The sequence below is a fragment of the Clostridium sp. LIBA-8841 genome (assembly GCF_057782475.1).
Window position 1 is genome coordinate 3,707,222 of the sequence record NZ_CM173488.1, and the last position, 18,217, is coordinate 3,725,438.

The following is an 18,217-nucleotide window of genomic DNA, read 5'->3' on the forward strand; positions in this document are numbered from 1 at the left end:
AATGTTTCCACACTTTTTTAATCATCAAGTGCCCAGTCTTTTGATTTTTCAATAGCTTTTTTCCATTTTTTATAGTATTTATTTCTCTTTTCCTCAGAAATAGTTGGCTCAAACTCTTCACTTGCAAACCAGAATTTAGCTATTTCCTCTTTATCTTTCCAATAACCAACAGCTAATCCAGCAAGATATGCAGCACCTAAAGCTGTTGTTTCTGTAATTATAGGTTTAATTACTTTCTTTCCAACTAAATCAGCTTGGAATTGCATTAAAAAATTATTTCTACTAGCTCCACCATCTACCTTTATACAGTTTATATCATAACCAACATCATTTATCATAGCTTCAAGAACATCTCTTGTTTGATATGCAATTGATTCTAGTGCAGCTCTTATTATATGATTTCTATTAGTTCCACGTGTTAACCCAACTATTGTTCCACGAGCATACATATCCCAATAAGGAGCGCCTAATCCTACGAATGCAGGTACAACATATACTCCTCCATTGTCTTCTACCTTAGTAGCAAAATACTCAGTATCGCTAGAATCACTTATAATTCTTAATTCATCTCTAAGCCATTGAATAACAGCACCGCCAACAAATACTGATCCTTCTAAAGCATATTGAACTTTTCCATCTAATCCAATAGCTATTGTTGTTAAAAGTCCAGATCTACTTTGAACAAGTTCCTCTCCTGTATTCATTAATAAGAAACAACCTGTTCCATAGGTATTCTTTACATCACCTTTATTAAAGGCCGCTTGTCCAAATAAAGCAGCTTGTTGATCACCAGCAATACCAGCAATAGGTACTCTTATACCGCCCTTTGACCCAAGGTTAGCATAGCCATAAATTTCAGATGAATTTCTTACCTCTGGTAGCATACTTCTAGGAATATCTAATTCCTTAAGCATTCTCTCATCCCAATCAAGATTCTTTATGTTGAATATCATAGTTCTAGATGCGTTAGTATAGTCAGTTACATGAACTTTACCATTTGTAAGTTTCCAAACAAGCCAAGTATCAACTGTACCAAATAAAAGCTCTCCATTTTTAGCTTTTTCTCTTGCACCTTCAACATTATCTAAAATCCATTTTATTTTTGTTCCTGAAAAATATGCATCAAGTACAAGTCCTGTGTTTTCTTTAATATAATCTACAAGTCCATCTCTTTCTTTTAATTCATCACAGATATTCGCAGTTCTTCTACATTGCCAAACTATAGCATTATATATTGGTACACCAGTATTTTTGTCCCAAACTATTGTAGTTTCTCTTTGATTTGTAATTCCAAGTGCAGCTATGTTTTCTTGAGTTATATTGCTCTTAGCCATAACTTCTTGAAGTACACTATATTGAGTTGCCCATATCTCCATTGGATCATGTTCAACCCATCCCTCTTTAGGATAAATTTGATTAAATTCTTTTTGACTTATTCCAATAATATTTTGATCCCTATCAAAAATTATTGCTCTAGAGCTTGTTGTTCCTTGATCTAATGCTACTATATATTTTTCCATAAACAATCACCTCTTAATTTTATATCTTCCATATAGCCTCTTTTGTTGTTGATATACACGTTGCTCCTGACTTTAAAGCTTCCATGACATCTTCTTTATCTGAAATTAAACCACCCACTATTAATGGTTTATTTATTGTTTTTGATAATTCCTTAATAACTTTAAATAATAATCCTGGCAACATTTCCACAGCATCACATTCATCAACTAAGTGATTCTTTGTGCTATGAAAAGAAAGACTATCTAAAATGAAAACCCTTTGAATAGCTATTAGCCCTAATTTTTTTGCATTTTTTACTGTTTGAGCCTTTGTACTTATTATTCCATCAAACTTAGTTTTTTCTTTCAAATATTCTAAAACAATCTCTCTATTTGTAAGTCCATCAACTAAGTCTATATGCAATATCCCAATCTTATTCTTCTCTGATATTTTATTTGAAATTTCTATAATATCTAAAACATTCCCGAATAAAACAAATATTACATCAACATCAGCTTCTAAAGCTTTATCCAATTGCTCCATATCCTTTACAGCTGCCACAATAGGGTTATCCTCAAGTATTCTTTTAAAATTAATCATTATAAATAGCCTCCTTAAAATTGTCTCAAATTAATATCTCCTTAAAATATACTTGTATATACAATTGCTCCTGCTATAGCTCCAACTATCGGTCCTACAACGGGAACCCAAGCGTAAGCCCAATCTGAGCCTCCTTTATTTTTTATAGGAAGCAGGAAATGTGCAAGTCTAGGTGAAAAATCTCTAGCTGGATTAATTGCATATCCAGTCGGTCCTCCTAAAGATACTCCTATAACTAAAATTAATAATCCAACAGCTATCGGCATCATTCCATCTACCATTTTTGCATCACCAAGTCCTAAAATTCCAAACATTAATACAAATGTTCCTATAAATTCTGCAAAAAAATTCCATTTATAATTTCTAATAGCTGGTATAGTACAGAATGTACCAAGCTTTGCTTCTTGATCATCAGTAGACTCAAAATGAGTATAATAAGTAAGATAAACAAGAACAGCACCTATAAAAGCACCTATCAATTGTGCTATACAAAATAAAACTACCTGATACCATGTTAACCCTCCGGTTATACCTAATGCAATAGTTACCGCCGGATTAAATACAGCTCCGCTAACCCTAGCAAAGATATATACTGGAATAGCAACTGCTATTGCCCATCCCACAGTAATAACAATAAGCCCGGCATTATTTCCTTTCGTTTTCTTAAGAACTACGTTTGCAACTACTCCATCCCCTAATAATATCAAAAGCGCAGTTCCAACAAGCTCAGCCAAGAATTGATTTACCATGACCATACACCACCTAGTAATTAATTATATTTAGTTTTAAAAAAGCATAAAATAAAAAAGAGCTAAACAAAAAAAACCTAAATTTTTCTCGTGTTTAACTCTAAATACTCTTACACAAGTTGAATATATACGTATATATTTTTATATTGTTCTTTCACAGTATTTATTTTAACACCTCGTGAAACTGTTTTCAATAAATTAAAAATTTAACAATCTTTCCATAAAATAAAAAAGGAGAGATTCTCTTAAATCGCTCCTTTTAATAAACTATTTATCAAATAATAACTGTTTTATTTGTGATTCTAAATCTTGAATTCCTGTTGGATCTGCTCCACTTCCATCTAGAGAATTTTGATATTTATCTATTAACTGTTCTATATCTGTTATTGCCTGATTTATATTTTTATCAGTTTCTGGAGTCATAGCTTTAATATCTTTTAAATCTTTTAAAGCTTCTGTTTTAGCCTCATTCCATTCATTCATCTCTTTGTTTTGAAGTACTTCTAAATATTCTTCCTTAACATCAAGATAAACCTCAGCAACATCATTAGTTAAGCTATCATTATCTACAACCTTACTTTTATTATCTGTAGTTGCTGCTGGCTTATTATTAGAAGCATTCGCATTTGATGAATCATTGGAATTTCCACATCCAACTAACTGTAATCCCATTATTGCAGAAATAAGAATTACTAAAAACTTTTTCTTCATTCAAAACATCCCCTTTATAAAATATCTCATCATATCATCATCATATATTCATGCCTAGCCATTAACAAACTTGTTTTTTTAACTATTTATTAACAATTTAAACAAAAAATATTAATATTTGAAAATGGATGTATATTTAGAAGTATTTTATTAAGATATCTCTTTTTGTTTTAAAAATATTATATTAAAATTAGTTTCTATTTATAAAATTCTCTTTCTGCAATTTATTCATTTTTTCTAAAAATAATTCATAAAAAAGCTTTATAGAGTTACTTTCACATTATTTTCTACGGTTTTTATTTCTCCATTTTTAAACTCAAAAACTGAATCAATTAAATTCTTAGTTGAACAGTATTTTAAATCTTCTTCTAACCCTAAATTTTTAAGAATATTATAGTGCTTTGCATCCTTTATAAATTCATCTATACTTTTGCTACTCTCATAAACATATTTAGCTGTTTTAGCTATATCAGTAAGTTCAAGTTCTTTATTTTTAGCTAATTCGCTTATAATATATCCTGCACACACGAAATCATCGCTCGAAAATTCACCATTTGTTCCAGAATTAACAAAGACTACTTCTTTTTCTTCATTTTCTAGATATTTAGCCACTGCTTGTCCATTTAAAACAGAAGCTACAACAACTTTATCTGCCTTGCTGCATAGATTTAAAGCCCTTGTTCCATTTGTAGTTGACATTATCACATTTTTTCCTTCTACAATATCTCTTTTATACTCTAATGGTGAATTAGAAAAATCAAACCCATCTATTTTTAATGCTTTTCTTTCTCCCCCAAGTAATACTTCTTCTCCTAGCGCTTTTAACTCTTCTGCCTTATTAAAGGCATCGTCCACGCTTACTACTGGAATAACTCTCTTAGCTCTATTAGAAAGGGCTGTAGTGATTACAGATGTTGCTCTTAACATATCTATAACCACAGCAATCTTTCCTTTAAGAGATTCACTATCTATATAATCGGCTGAAATTATAACATCAATTTTCATAAGTTTTCCCTCCACTTTACTTTTAATAATTATTCTTCAAAGTTCTTTCCTTGATAAATATCATTATCTTCAAGTGCTTTATCAATAGCATTTAAAACTTCCCACTTCTTTAAACTCCACATAGGACCTATTAATAGATTTCTTGGAGCATCCCCTGTCAATCTATGTATAACCATATTTTGAGGAATTCTACTTATAGCTTCACATATTAAATCTATGTACTCTTCTTGAGTTAAAAATTTTAATCTTCCTTCCTCATAGTCCTTAACCATTCTTGTTCCTTCCATTAGATGAAGTAAATGAAGTTTTATCCCTTGAGCTCCGCATCTAGCAACATAATCAACAGTTTCTATCATTTGCTCTTTAGTTTCTCCTGGAAGACCAAATATGCAATGAATAACGGTATCTATCCCTCTACTTTTTAATCCTTCCATTGCTTTATCAAATACTTCTAAATCATATCCTCTATTAAAACTTCTAGCCGTGTCATCGTGAATAGTTTGAAGTCCTAGTTCAACCCAAGTATAAACTTTTTTATTCATTTCTTCTAATAAATCTAAAACTTCTTCATTTATACAATCTGGTCTTGTTCCTATAGATAAAGCAACGACACCATCTTTACTTATAGCTTCCTCATACTTTCTTCTTAGTTCTTCTACAGGAGCATATGTATTAGTATATGCTTGGAAATAAGCTATATACTTTCCTTCTTTCCACTTCTTATTCATCATCTCTTTTACATTATCAAACTGAGTACCAATACTTAAAGTTCTCTGTCCTGCATAATCTCCAGATCCCTTTGAACTACAGAATGTACATCCGCCTTTAGCAACTTTTCCATCTCTATTAGGACATGTGAATCCACCATCTAAACTTATTTTAAATACTTTTTCCCCAAATTTTTCTCTTAAAAATCTATTTAAAGTATTATATCTCTTATCTCCCCATATTTTTCTTTTTTCCATGTATATCACCTTTTCATTAAAATCAAATTTCTTTAAAATAAAAAAAGTTAATCATAAAACTTCTAATATTTATGATTAACTTATCTTCTATTATACTATAGTTTTTGAAGTTTAAAATCTTTTAAGGATATTTTATATCTTCCAGTTAATTCATTTCTAGCCTCTCCTGAATTATTTGTAGGTGTAACATTCATAATAATATTATTATCTTTTATTTTTTCATAAATTAAATTATATTCATTTTCAGCAAATATATCATCTAACTCTAAGGCTACAATATCTCCTCTACTTTGATAAACCTTAAATCTTGTAGAATTTCCTTTTACATAGTTTGCAACCACATAGCCATCATCATCTGAAAAATTCAAACTAGAAATCTTACATCCACTTAATATGTCTAGGGTAGTAAGGTTTTTTCCTAATGGTTTGCCCTTATCCTTATCTTCTTTTTTCCCTTCATCCTCGCCCTCAGAAGCAGCTGTTTTTTTTGCATCATCAACATCAATGACTCCTATATACGAATCCTCTCCTTTATAGGTTGATATAGCCACCTTATCTCCAGAGAATGCTATTTCTACAGCTGAAAAAGCATCTTTTGGCACATCTACTTTAGTAATGTCTATAACATTTACCTTAGGATAAGCCTTATCTGGTATGCTTTTAATATCTATAAGTGTATTAACTTCGACTTCATCATCTTTCCTTAACTTTAACTTTTCCTTCTCTTCAAATACATTGTAAAGCTGAGTAGCTTTCAACTTAGAGACTTTATATTCCTCCTCTTGATTTTTTTGAACCTCTAAATAATATTCTTCTAATTCTGCTATAGGCTCACCTCTTTTAGCCCTAGTAACCTTAAACTTAAACATAGCTTTGTTTCCAAGCTGTGATAATCCAATTTGTTGTATTCCTGTAATTTCAGGCTCCTTGCTTGGTTCGATTATTATCTTCTTATCAATTTCTTTATTAGATAAACTTTTTATAGTATTTAAATCCTTACTTTTAAGAGCCTCCATATATTTTTCAGCTATAGATTTTGCTATTTGATTGTCAAAATATATACTCTCTACACTTTTTCTTAAATCTTCACTCTCCTTAATTGTAGTATTTACCTTATTACATCCTACTGAAAAAAACATTAATCCCATAATTAAAGTTGCAATAATTTTTCTTACCATTTATAATCACTCCTACTCTAAGAATAAGTCCTATTTTAGGTTTTCCAAATAGCTTAAAAGTATTAATAGAATAATCATTTTAAAACTAACTTTTCCTCTTCATTTAAGAATAAACCCTCTCTACATTTTATATATTTAGTTAGGGGAGGTGATTTAATGAAAAATATTATAAAAGTTTTTCAAGTAGCTTTTGTTTTTATTGGAACCATAGTAGGAGCTGGACTTGCTTCTGGTAAAGAAATAACAAACTTTTTTACCGTTTATGGCTATAAAAGTTTTTTTACTATTTTAATGACAGGCTTATTTTACATTGTGCTTTGTAACATAATTTCTAGAATAAGCATGAAAAATAATCTGAATTCTTATAATGAAGTTATAAACACTGTTAGTCCTAATATTTTAGGTAAACTTACTGGAATAATAACTACTTTTTACTTAATATCTAGTGCATCCATAATTCTTGCAGGTAGTGGTGCCTTATTAAATCAGTATTTTGGAATTCCTAAAATTATAGGCTCAATAATCATGGCCATCATTGCTTCATTAATACTTCTTAGAGAAACTAATGGTCTTGTAGAAATAAATTCAATTATAGTACCATCTTTAATTATTGTAACAACTACACTTATGATTCTTTATGTTTCCTTTGCCAATGATCCAATTACTATAAATTCATTAACTGCTTCTGAGCCAAAGCTATCTAGCGGATTTTTTACTTCTGGAGTTCTATATTGTGGATATAATATCCTTTGCTGTTGCGGTGTAATTGTTCCTTTAAGTAATGAAATAAAAAACAAAAAAATAATGACTTGGGGAATAATTTTAGGCTCTATTTTATTAACTATTATATGTATTTTTATAAACTCAATGCTTATGGTAAACCAACCTCAAATATTCCGGTATGAAATTCCATTACTTTATATTGCAGATAGATTTGGAAAGCCAATTCAAATAATGCTTTTAATGATAATATTAGCTGAAATGTTCTCAACAGAGGTTTCAGATGTTTATTCAATAAGCAAAACTATTAGTAAAAGTTTTAAATTAAAATATAAACATGCTATTTTTTTAGTACTAATAATCGCTCTTCCAATTTCACTAATAGGTTTCTCTAATCTAATAACTACCTTATACCCAATGTTTGGTGTTTTAAGCTTAGTATTTATTGTTCAATGTATTTACTTTTATTTTTTTAAATTTAAAAAGCAGGCTTAAATATTATAAAAATACATTTATTAAGTTAAAAGCTGTACTAAGCATATTTTATTGTTTTAAAATTATGCTTTGTACAGCTTTACTCTTTAATAAATTATTTTAGGAACATTACTTTTTCTATCCATTATTGTTGGAGGATAGAATATTTTTTTCTCTACACTTGATCTAAGTTCTGCTATTTTAGTTACTGCAACAAATACATTTGATAACTTGTACCATGTTGCATAATCAACCTCTCCTGTTTCTGGAAGGTTAAATATCTTTTGAAAAGTTTTAACTGCCTCTCTAGTTTTTTCACCATAATTTCCATCTAAAGCAACCTTAGGTATTAAAGGATAAGCCCTGGATACAGCATTTAACTGTTCTTGTATAACTCTAACAGGCTCTCCTGAAGAACCAATAGTTAATGTGAAGCCTGGAAAAGACTTTGGACTTCCTGTCACCTTTTTAGCAGTTACTAACTCTATATTATCACCATAAAAAGAAGTTAAAATTTCATAAGGTACCTTACCTTCATCTCCTAAATACTTACTTCCCCATTGAGTCATCCATCCTGGGCATTGAACATTTATACCATCGCAGTATTGAGTTAATAATGGTTGCTTAGCATTAAACCTTCTAATGTATGTTGCAAATATTTCATCTACGATTCTACTTATGTTGTCATAAAAGTTTCTTCCATAATTAAATGCATGATCAAAAGCTGTTGAGCTAGTTATATCAAAATTCTTACCTTTTCCTCTATACCATTCAGTATATATTCTATTTAAAGTAAATGATATTATGGCATATACGTTAGCCCTTATAGTATTTTCAGACCAAGTTGAAAATATTTCACAACAGGCAACATTTTTTATATACTCCCTATAATCAACTTTATAGTTAGCAGCTGAATTATCGTCTGGTCTCCCATTGTGAACCACTATATATTCAGGAACTACTGGTTCTGGTAAAACTACAGTTCCCTTTGGAGGTGGTAACTCTTTTTCATCTGCTTCTGGAATTTTAGGAGGAAAATTACCAACCAATCTATTAGCTTGTATGTCAATAGTTACTTCCTGTCTGTAACTGCCTCTACTCTCTCGCAACCGAGCTTGTTGTAAAGCAATCCTAGATGGAAAAATTTGAACACCATTTATCATAGTAGGTAAAAAGCCTTCTCTTTCAATAGTAACTTGTGCAAAACTATAAGGTAATCTCCCTGGTTCACTTGAATATTCTAAAGGAGGTGCATCAAGTTCTATAGTATCAGTACTTCCTGTTGCATCAGTGTACAATTCAGTAGGATTTCCTAAAGCTAATCCCTCTTCTGAAGTTGGTGTTATTGTAACTTTACTTTTATCAATAGGTATATATCTCTCTGTTTCACTAAAACATTGAACCTTTAATCCACCTAAAGCCATAAAATTTCTCCTAATTATAAATTAATACATTATAGTTTATGAAATCCAATCTATTTTTGTTAATAAATACTTATATATGAAATAACATCAAATATTTACTTTATATTAAAAAGCGTATTTGCCCTTAAGCTATCAAAAACCTTAATCATATTTATGGTTCCATATCCCCATTCTTCATTTGGATATATATCCCCCTTTCTCGTATTAACTCCTCTTATTAAATATGTTTGCAGCTTAGATACATATAATGTTGGGTCATTATTATAAACAATTCCCCATTGAAAAAGCATAGCACAGCATCCACTAACTATAGCAGCAGCTACACTTCCTCCACTAACGTAAACCTTCTCTCCTTTATTATTAACAGTTAAAGCATTTATTCCACCTGCTGCAATAAGAGGTTGAATAAATTGATTTCTTGGAAATCCTCTTCCGGACTCTGAAACTATAGCATTATTATTCTGATCATAAGAGGCTACAGTTATCATTTTTTCTGCGGCTCCTGGAATTGTTAAGGTAGTATACGGAGAAGAAGTTATAAACTTTGTTCCTTTAGCTAATAATTCCTTTTGCAATATATAAGCATCAAACTTACCAAAAGTTATATATTCACCTGTTAACCTAAATCTCCATATTCCTGGCTTTAAATTTTGTGCTCTTATAACAATTCTTTCCCCTCCAGTAAGTTCATCTGGAGAATCATAAAATATATCCATAATAGTACCCTCATATATAAAACTTATCTTATATCCATTTTGAATAGCTAATTTACTTCTCCCTGCATAGCTAGGTAATGGATTTGCATTTTGAATGATCTCTCCAGAAGGTGATATTATTGAAAGCCTGAACTTGTCTGGTTTATAACCTAAAATAATCATCATAAGACCATGCTGACCTTCTCCAACTTCTAATTCCATGGTTTTACTAAGTCCTACTTCTGTTATAATTCCATCAGCATGAGTATCAGTATTCCCCTGATTTCCAGAGGAAGCTACAACAGCAATTCCTCTTTTATTAGAAATTTCATCTATATACCGTTCTAAAATACTACTTCCATCGTGAGCTCCAAAATTGCTTCCTACAGGTACATATATAACCACTGGCTTATTATATTGAAATGATAAGTTATATAAATATTTTATTGCTAAAAGTATATCTATGTTTCTATACTTTGCAGTATCTCCCTTTGCAAAGAAATAATCTGTATACTTTTTAAATGCTTGGTCTAATCTAACTACCGCAATATCACATTCTGGGACTACACCAGTTAAACTTGTATCCTTTCCACTTCCAGCAATTATACAAGTCATTTCTGTGCCATGTCCAATATCATCTTTAGATGGAACTATAGTATAAGGATCTCCACCATTCCTTTTTAATTCTATAGCTGCATTAATTTCATCTTGACTATATTCAGTTCCATAAACCATTCCTTTAGGATGCCTACCTGTTTCTATTCCTTGATCCCATATGTTTAATATTCTAGTTTTTCCATCAATTTTCATAAATTCTTGGTTTAAATAATCTATTCCAGTATCAATTATTCCAACAATTACATCTTTACCCGTTAGTTGTAGATATGAATCTTTGTGAAAAACTTGAGCATTTGATGCCTCAATTGGCGTCGTATTACTTAAAGTATATATTCCTCCTAACTCTATATAAACTATACCTTCTATTTGTTGTATAACTTGATCATAATCAACATTTTTCATTGACAATATTGCATAAGTATCATCAATGAGAAAAACACCAACTCCCTCCATATCTTTAACTTCATTTTTTATATCCCCAGTATATTCAATAAGAAAGTTAATACTTTCTGGATCGTTTATTAAAAAATCTTTATTTGATGTACTCTCCATAACTACCTCCTATTAATCAATAGTTCCATAGTTTTATCTAAACAAACAAATCCATATCCTATATCTGGATTTGGATAAGCATTTCCAAAAGTTATTCTCTTAGCCCCCCTAACCAAATAATATTTAATCCTTTCTCCAAATAAAAATGGATCATTATTTTTTATTATTCCCCATTCAAAAAGCAAAGCACATATTCCTGCAACCTGTGGTGCTGCCATTGATGTTCCACTTTTAGTATCAAATCCCTGTTCCTGGGCAGTAGATACAATATTTTCTCCTGGTGCAGCCAAATCAGGTTTTATTATCCATTGAGGTCTAACAACTCCTCTACCAGAAAAAGGTGACAAATTATTATTTATATAATTATAACTTCCAACTGAAATTACTCCCTGTACCGTAGCTGGTATTCCTAATGTATTATAAACATCAGGTTGCAAAAATTTTGTTTTTTCATTTAACCCTTCTGATATAGGAAGCCAAATATCAAAATATCCTTCATAATCATTTAATTTTCTTAAAATAATTCTCCATTCACCAGGAGTTATTGTCGTATTTAAAGGTAAAATAGTTACGGTAGTTTCTCCTTGTATATCAAAAGGTTTAGGTCCAGTACTATAAATAACTACTTTTTCTCTTCCAACAAATCGTTCTTTATATGCTTCGGTCACAGGTACCTGGCCTGTGCTTATACCAGTTGGTGATATTACCTCAATTGATATATCAACAAGAACAGGTTTGAATAAATCAAGTATAATTCCTCTTTCCCCATCAGAAATATTTAAATCTATATTCTCTTCTTTTCTTATCATTCCACCAACATGATGAGCAGCATTTCCTTCATTTCCAGCAGCCACGACAATAGCAGCTCTTTGTAATTTAGTAAATGTTTGAATATATTGTTCTAACAAACTACTCCCATTATGAGAACCATCATTTGTACTTAAACTTATATTTACAACTAATGGTTTATTAAGTTCATTACTTCTATCTATTAAAAATTTTAATCCTCTCATGAGCTGAGTACTTAAAGCTGCTGTTAAACGTTTTTCTCCTGTTATTTTTACCATAGCAATACTGCTATTGTACGCAACTCCATAACGATCATAACTTATATTTCCACCAGCACAAGCAATTCCAGCAACATGGGTTCCATGTCCAGATAAATCCTGTACTGGAATAATACTATATGGATCTTCTGCTTTTAAAGCCTCATTTATCTTTGTTTTATCATATACAGTTTTATTCTCAAGGTCATATATATATTCTATTCTAGTGTTGCCATCTGTATCTTTAAATGCATTATGAGTGAAATCTATTCCCGTATCTAAAAATCCAACTAACACATCCCTACCAGTTAAACCATAATTACTCCAAACAGACGGTATGCAGGATGCTCTATTGCTATCGTAATCTGATGTATATAAAACTTTAGGTAATTCTATATATTGTAGACCTTCAAGTTCTTTTATCCTGTTTAAATCACTAATTTTTATAGTCAATATTCCATATCCATATCCTAAATCCTCTACCGTAGCTCCTATTTTTTCAACTGAATTTTTAAACCTCAAAAAATTACTTCCATATAAAACAACTAACTCTATTTCTCCTGTACTTAAGGTTCCAGGAGAGAAAACATTAACAATGTTATATAATACCTGTTCTGGTATAACATTTATAAAATCTATACCAATACTAGTTTTAGTTTCCATAATAAATCTCCCTTTATTTGTTTATTAAACTATTAAAAATTCCCTGTATATCTAAAATTCCATATCCCCACTGTCTATTTGGATAAATATCTCCAGCTCTTTTTCTTGCTCCCCTAATAATATATGATTGTAGTTTTACAGCATGCATTTCTGGATCATTTCCATCAGCAACAGCCCACTGAAGAATTAAAGCACAACTTCCAGCTAGAACGGCCCCAGCGACACTTGCTCCTGAAACACTCACAACTCCACCTCCTGGCTTAGTAGTTAAAGCATTTATTCCTCCAGCTGTAATTATAGGCTGTATGATATTATTCCTTGGATACCCTCTTCCAGATTCTGATATTGTTGCACCATTATTTTGGTTATAATATGAAGTATTAATAATAGTTGAAGCTGTTCCTGGTATAGTTAATGTGGTATATGGTGTTGGCCCTAAGAACCTTGTATCTTCTGAAAGCAATTCTCTCTGCAATATCCAAGCATTGTATATTCCCTCAACTATATAATCACCGGTTAATGTAAATTTCCAAATCCCCTCTTTAATATTATTCATTCTTATGGTAATTTTTTCATCACCTGTAAATTCATCTGGTGAATCATAAGCAACATATACACTAGTTCCTTCATAAATAAAAACCCAAGGTGGTGAATCACTTAAAAGTATATGTTTTGTTTTATAGGGATTAGTATTTTCAAAAGTTTCACCTGATGGTGAGGTTATTCCCAATTTTATTCTACTAGGTCGTTTAGCATATATTTGTAGGAATAATCCACTTTGTTCTTTTCCACAATAAAGCTCTATTGTTTTACTATCTCCAATTCTTTCTATTTCTCCTGATGTATGTGTATCAGAATTTCCTTCATTACCTGTTGATGTAACTGCAACCAATGCATTTTTATTTGATATCTTTGTATCAATATATCTTTCTATTACACTACCACCTGAGTGATCACCCATGTTGCTACCTAAAGGTAAGTATATTACCATAGGTTTATTTAAACTAAAAGATAACTCGTACAAATATTTAAGAGCCATAAGTATATCAGTGTTCCTATATTTAGGCTTATCCCCTTTTGCAAAATAAAAATCTACATATTCTTTAGCAGCCTCTTGTAATTTTATAATTATAAATTGACAATCAGGAGCTACGCCAATAATATCTCTGTTTATACCTCTTGCACCCACTATTCCAGCCATTTTAGTTCCATGACCATATTCATCTTTTGAAGGAACAATCTCATATGGGTTTAGTCCCTGCTTTTGAGCCATTATTGCCTTATTTATTTCTTCTTCTGAGTATTCACTACCATGAATAAATCCTTTAGGTACCTTTTCACTAGTTATTGTCTGGTCCCAAATCTTTAATATTCTAGTTGTGTCGTCTTCTCTCATAAACTCTTTATTTAAATAATCTATTCCTGTATCAACTATAGCTACAATAACACCGGTTCCTCTAAGATTTAAATGCGGGTTTTTATGAAATAGTGTAGCTTTCGAATCATCTACTGGACTTTCACTTAAAGTATATATTCCATTAATTTCTATATAAACTATACTTTTTATACTTTTAATTTGTTCCCTATAATCCTCAATTTTTACAGAAATAATAGCATAAGTATCATCGATTAAAAAAACACTAACATCATTTAAATTTTCAACTTCTTTTTCAATATCCCCATCATAAGCAACAACAAAATTTATATAATTTTTATCATTATAAAAACTTTTTTTATCTACCAAACTCTAATCCTCCATACCCACTATATTGCTTATAGCTATTTTATTCAGATTTTCTCTTTTTTGATAACCTTAGTAGAAACTATTTAAAACATAAAAAGGACAGTTCTAAAATTAGAACTGTCCTTTTTATTTAAGTATTATAAATCAAATTCTATTCTATAAAGTTTAGCTATAGCTTTGATTTCTTTTATATTAGCTGTTTCTGTTCTCATGCTACCGTTATTGCTTACTAATAAAGCTTTAACATTATCAAGTTTTTTAATCTGTCTAACAACTCTTTTACCATTAAATTCAACTAAACAGATAGCATTATTTTCTATCTCCTTTATTGAATAACATAAAGCTAAGTCATTTTCTTGAATTCTATATCCAGTCATATCATTATTTTCTATTTTAAGATAGAAAACTTTATTTGCTGTATGACCATCTATTTTATTAGAAGCAGTAGCAAGCTGTTTATATCCCTTAACTTGAGACAATGAGTAATCATAAATTGGAACATTTTTTAAAACTGATCCGAAAGCTTGATTCCAAACTTCATTAACTTCCGCTGGCTTACTTTGTCTTACTTGTTTTTCAGCCTTAAGCTCTTTTTGAAGTTCTTCATCTGTAACAACCATATTTATATCATTTAAATCAGTATTTAAAACCTTTGATATTTTTGATATAAGTGATTCGTTTATAATCTTTCTTCCAGTTTCAACTTCATTTATAAATTTTTCAGCTACGCCTAGCTTTTTAGCTAAAGCTTTTTGTGTCATTCCACTTTTACTTCTAGCCTCTTTTATTCTTTCCCCAACTCTACTCATTTTAAGCTCTTCCTCCTTGCATCTTTCTATGCCATTCTCTTTCTTCCATCAAATGCTCAACAAGGTAGTTAAATTGCCATTCTTTAGAGGTTTCTGTAACCACAGCCATTATAGGATTTTCTGCAATAACCTTAGCTATTGAAACCATCATTTGTAATTCTTCATCAGGGAAATTACTGAATATAACAACTTTTTCATCAAAGTTCTTGTTTGAAACAACTTCAAATTTTAAGCCTTCTAAAATATCATTAACCTTCATAGAAGTCATTTCATCACTTATATTAATAACTTTATGCCCTGTTGCTTGAAAGTCTTTTATTTCTTTTTCATTTAAACCATAAGTTAGAATAGCCTTGCTATTATTAAGCATACTCATGCTAATCTACCTCCCATACATTTATAAATTAAAGTATTTCTGGCTCTTCTATACCATCTGCATTTTCTACAGTTACCTTTGCCATAACTTGTGGCTCATCTGGCATATCATTATAGTCTGTTTTTACATTTGCTATCTTATCAACAATATCCATACCTTCTATAACTTTACCAAATGAAGCATATTGTCCATCTAGATGTGGTGAATTCTCATGCATTATGAAGAATTGGCTTCCTGCTGAATCAAAATTCATAGCTCTAGCCATTGATATAACGCCTCTTGAATGCTTTAAGTTATTTGGGAATTGATTTCTTGTAAATTCACCTTTTATTCTATATCCTGGGTTACCCATTCCTGTTCCTTCTGGGCATCCTCCTTGTATCATAAATCCAGGTATTATTCTATGGAATGTTAATCCATCATAAAAACCTTTCTTAACTAAACTAACAAAGTTTCTAACTGTATTTGGTGCAATTTCTGGATATAATTCTATTTTTATTTTTTCTCCATTTGCCATTTCTATTGTAACCATTGGATTCATATGAATAATTCTCCTTTCAAATTTAACTATTTAGTATTATTTACTTAAACTAAAATGTTAATCCTTCTTTGTATAAAATTATATATTATTTCCGTTAACAATGGAATATTGCTTAAATATTTAAATAAAAAAATAAGACAACATAAAGAATCCTCGTAAACAGATTCTATTATGTTGCCTCTTCAGAGTTCAACTTAATATAAAATTTTATCTTTTCTATATAATTCATATTCTTATTTATTATGCAAAAGTAGTTCCAGCTACAACTCTTGAATAATCAGTATAGTTTGATAAATTCTTAACATTGATTTTTGAAATAATATTATCTCTTCCAACTTTATTTATTATATCAGTAAATAAGCAAGTTAAAAAAGTTGTTGAAACTCTATCTATACCATTAAAATCTAACTCTACATTTCCATCTAAATTATTTTCAATATAATCTCTTAAGATTATAGCATCCTCAACGTTTATTTTATCTCCTAATAATTCTTTTACATTTATCTTCATAGTTAAATCCTCCCTTTTTAATAACTCCCATCAATCTTTGTTTAAATTTTCTGAAAATTCTCTTTTCATTTATTATAATATCAACCTCTAATTAATTTGTCAACATTTTAACAAAGTTTTTATAAAAAAATTTTGCTAAAATAAAAAAATCTAAAAACATAGTAAAGATAATACTATATAAAATAACTATTCTACTAGCAAAATAGTATATATCTTCATATGTTTATAGATTTTTTTAATTATTAAGGATTAATTATCTATTTAATTTCTATAAGTTTTTCACTTAATTCTAATATTTCCTTATCATCTAAAGAATTTATTATCTCTAATGTACCTTTTTCTTTTAACTCTGATTTAATATTATTTTCTTCTAGTCTTCTATTAAGCTCTTTTACTGTACCTTCACTTCCATCTATTATGTCTACTTTTTCTCCAACAATTTCTTGTATAACATCTTTAATAAATGGATAATGTGTACAACCTAGAACTATACTTGAGATTTCTCTATCCATATAAGGATTTAATTTTTCTCTTAAAAAATTCTTTACATCTTCTCCATTTAAATTTCCTGATTCTATGAATTCAACGAGTCCTGGACATGGAAGAGGTATAATATCTCTATGTTCTCCATAATTATCCATAAGTGTTTTGAATTTTTCTTGAGTTAAAGTTGCCTTTGTTGCCATTACTATAACCGCACCAGTTTCGTGTAGCTTTATTGCTGGCTTTAAGGCAGGTTCTATGCCTATTATAGGTATATCTTTATAATATTCTCTAAGATCTTTTGCTGCTGCTGAAGTTGCAGTATTACATGCTATGACAATTGCTTTAACGCCCTTTTGTATTAAAAATTCAATAGCATTAAATGAAAGTTCTGTTATCTCTTGTGGAGTTTTCTCTCCATAAGGTGCATGCTTAGAATCCCCATAATATATATAATTTTCATTTGGCATCATTTCTAAGGCTTTTCTTAAAACACTTAAGCCTCCTAAGCCAGAATCAAAAAAACATATAGGTGCATTCTTTAAATCATCTTGCATCGCTATCCCTCACTTCTAAGTACTTGATTTAATCTTAAGATAATTTTATAACTTTCTATTAAATAAATCTATAAAATTCATATTTTACACTTATATTAAAATATAAAATATATTGACAGTACTATACTATTGTAATAAAATCTTTTTAAGAATATCTACATAACGAATATTTTATTCTAAAATTCACATTATTATACGTGTGTAAACAAACAAAATAACTATTAAGTCATAAAAATGAAAGGATGTGAACAGGGGGCTATTACAATTATCCTAACTTTTTTATAATTGTAGTACTTC

General features: G+C 30.0%; 17 protein-coding genes. 1 reads left to right on the forward strand and 16 read right to left on the reverse strand.

Annotated features, from left to right (window positions below):
* Positions 1-17 precede the first annotated feature (17 nt).
* The 7 genes from glpK to AC2A4K_RS16600 all read right to left on the reverse strand — a co-directional run bounded on the left by glpK (position 18) and on the right by AC2A4K_RS16600 (position 6,708).
* Positions 18-1,520 (reverse strand): glycerol kinase GlpK, encoded by a 1,503-nt coding sequence (gene glpK / locus AC2A4K_RS16570; RefSeq protein WP_322504800.1) that lies wholly within the window; start codon positions 1,518-1,520, stop codon positions 18-20.
* 19 nt (positions 1,521-1,539) lie between these two features.
* Entirely contained in the window at positions 1,540-2,100 is a 561-nt protein-coding gene (locus tag AC2A4K_RS16575; protein WP_322504801.1) for a glycerol-3-phosphate responsive antiterminator, read from the reverse strand.
* 41 nt (positions 2,101-2,141) lie between these two features.
* Positions 2,142-2,849: an MIP/aquaporin family protein gene (locus tag AC2A4K_RS16580; protein WP_322504802.1), complete on the reverse strand. Its 708-nt coding sequence runs from the start codon at positions 2,847-2,849 to the stop codon at positions 2,142-2,144.
* A 267-nt stretch (positions 2,850-3,116) separates the two neighbouring features.
* On the reverse strand, positions 3,117-3,560 hold the full coding sequence (locus AC2A4K_RS16585) for a hypothetical protein (RefSeq protein WP_322504803.1): 444 nt from the start codon (positions 3,558-3,560) through the stop codon (positions 3,117-3,119).
* Positions 3,561-3,821: 261 nt separating this feature from the next.
* The gene (locus AC2A4K_RS16590) at positions 3,822-4,565 is read right to left on the reverse strand and encodes a 2-phosphosulfolactate phosphatase family protein (protein WP_322504804.1); all 744 of its coding nucleotides are present in this window, start codon (positions 4,563-4,565) and stop codon (positions 3,822-3,824) included.
* A gap of 29 nt (positions 4,566-4,594) precedes the next feature.
* Positions 4,595-5,530: a tRNA modification radical SAM protein MnmL/YtqA gene (mnmL, locus tag AC2A4K_RS16595; RefSeq protein ID WP_322504805.1), complete on the reverse strand. Its 936-nt coding sequence runs from the start codon at positions 5,528-5,530 to the stop codon at positions 4,595-4,597.
* Positions 5,531-5,625: 95 nt separating this feature from the next.
* The gene (locus AC2A4K_RS16600) at positions 5,626-6,708 is read right to left on the reverse strand and encodes a hypothetical protein (protein WP_322504806.1); all 1,083 of its coding nucleotides are present in this window, start codon (positions 6,706-6,708) and stop codon (positions 5,626-5,628) included.
* Positions 6,709-6,864: 156 nt separating this feature from the next.
* Here AC2A4K_RS16600 and AC2A4K_RS16605 point away from each other — a divergent pair, with 156 nt between their 5' ends.
* The gene (locus AC2A4K_RS16605; protein ID WP_322504807.1) at positions 6,865-7,923 is read left to right on the forward strand and encodes a YkvI family membrane protein; all 1,059 of its coding nucleotides are present in this window, start codon (positions 6,865-6,867) and stop codon (positions 7,921-7,923) included.
* A gap of 86 nt (positions 7,924-8,009) precedes the next feature.
* On the opposite strand, the gene AC2A4K_RS16610 is transcribed toward AC2A4K_RS16605, so the two are convergent.
* The 9 genes from AC2A4K_RS16610 to murI form a co-directional block, all read right to left on the reverse strand.
* Entirely contained in the window at positions 8,010-9,326 is a 1,317-nt protein-coding gene (locus AC2A4K_RS16610) for a peptidoglycan-binding domain-containing protein (protein WP_322504808.1), read from the reverse strand.
* A 95-nt stretch (positions 9,327-9,421) separates the two neighbouring features.
* Positions 9,422-11,191, reverse strand: a complete 1,770-nt coding sequence (locus tag AC2A4K_RS16615; RefSeq protein WP_322504809.1) for a S8 family peptidase — start codon at positions 11,189-11,191, stop codon at positions 9,422-9,424.
* 2 nt (positions 11,192-11,193) lie between these two features.
* On the reverse strand, positions 11,194-12,900 hold the full coding sequence (locus AC2A4K_RS16620; protein ID WP_322504810.1) for a S8 family peptidase: 1,707 nt from the start codon (positions 12,898-12,900) through the stop codon (positions 11,194-11,196).
* 13 nt (positions 12,901-12,913) lie between these two features.
* Positions 12,914-14,644: a S8 family peptidase gene (locus tag AC2A4K_RS16625; RefSeq protein WP_322504811.1), complete on the reverse strand. Its 1,731-nt coding sequence runs from the start codon at positions 14,642-14,644 to the stop codon at positions 12,914-12,916.
* 137 nt (positions 14,645-14,781) lie between these two features.
* Entirely contained in the window at positions 14,782-15,453 is a 672-nt protein-coding gene (locus AC2A4K_RS16630; RefSeq protein ID WP_322504812.1) for an XRE family transcriptional regulator, read from the reverse strand.
* 1 nt (position 15,454) lies between these two features.
* The gene (locus tag AC2A4K_RS16635; protein WP_322504813.1) at positions 15,455-15,829 is read right to left on the reverse strand and encodes a DUF3783 domain-containing protein; all 375 of its coding nucleotides are present in this window, start codon (positions 15,827-15,829) and stop codon (positions 15,455-15,457) included.
* 28 nt (positions 15,830-15,857) lie between these two features.
* Positions 15,858-16,370 carry a peptidylprolyl isomerase gene (locus AC2A4K_RS16640; protein WP_322504814.1) on the reverse strand — a complete coding sequence of 171 codons (513 nt, stop codon included), beginning with the start codon at positions 16,368-16,370 and terminating at the stop codon, positions 15,858-15,860.
* 240 nt (positions 16,371-16,610) lie between these two features.
* The gene (locus AC2A4K_RS16645; RefSeq protein ID WP_322504815.1) at positions 16,611-16,880 is read right to left on the reverse strand and encodes an STAS-like domain-containing protein; all 270 of its coding nucleotides are present in this window, start codon (positions 16,878-16,880) and stop codon (positions 16,611-16,613) included.
* A 257-nt stretch (positions 16,881-17,137) separates the two neighbouring features.
* On the reverse strand, positions 17,138-17,920 hold the full coding sequence (gene murI / locus AC2A4K_RS16650; protein ID WP_488458832.1) for a glutamate racemase: 783 nt from the start codon (positions 17,918-17,920) through the stop codon (positions 17,138-17,140).
* Positions 17,921-18,217: the final 297 nt, after the last annotated feature.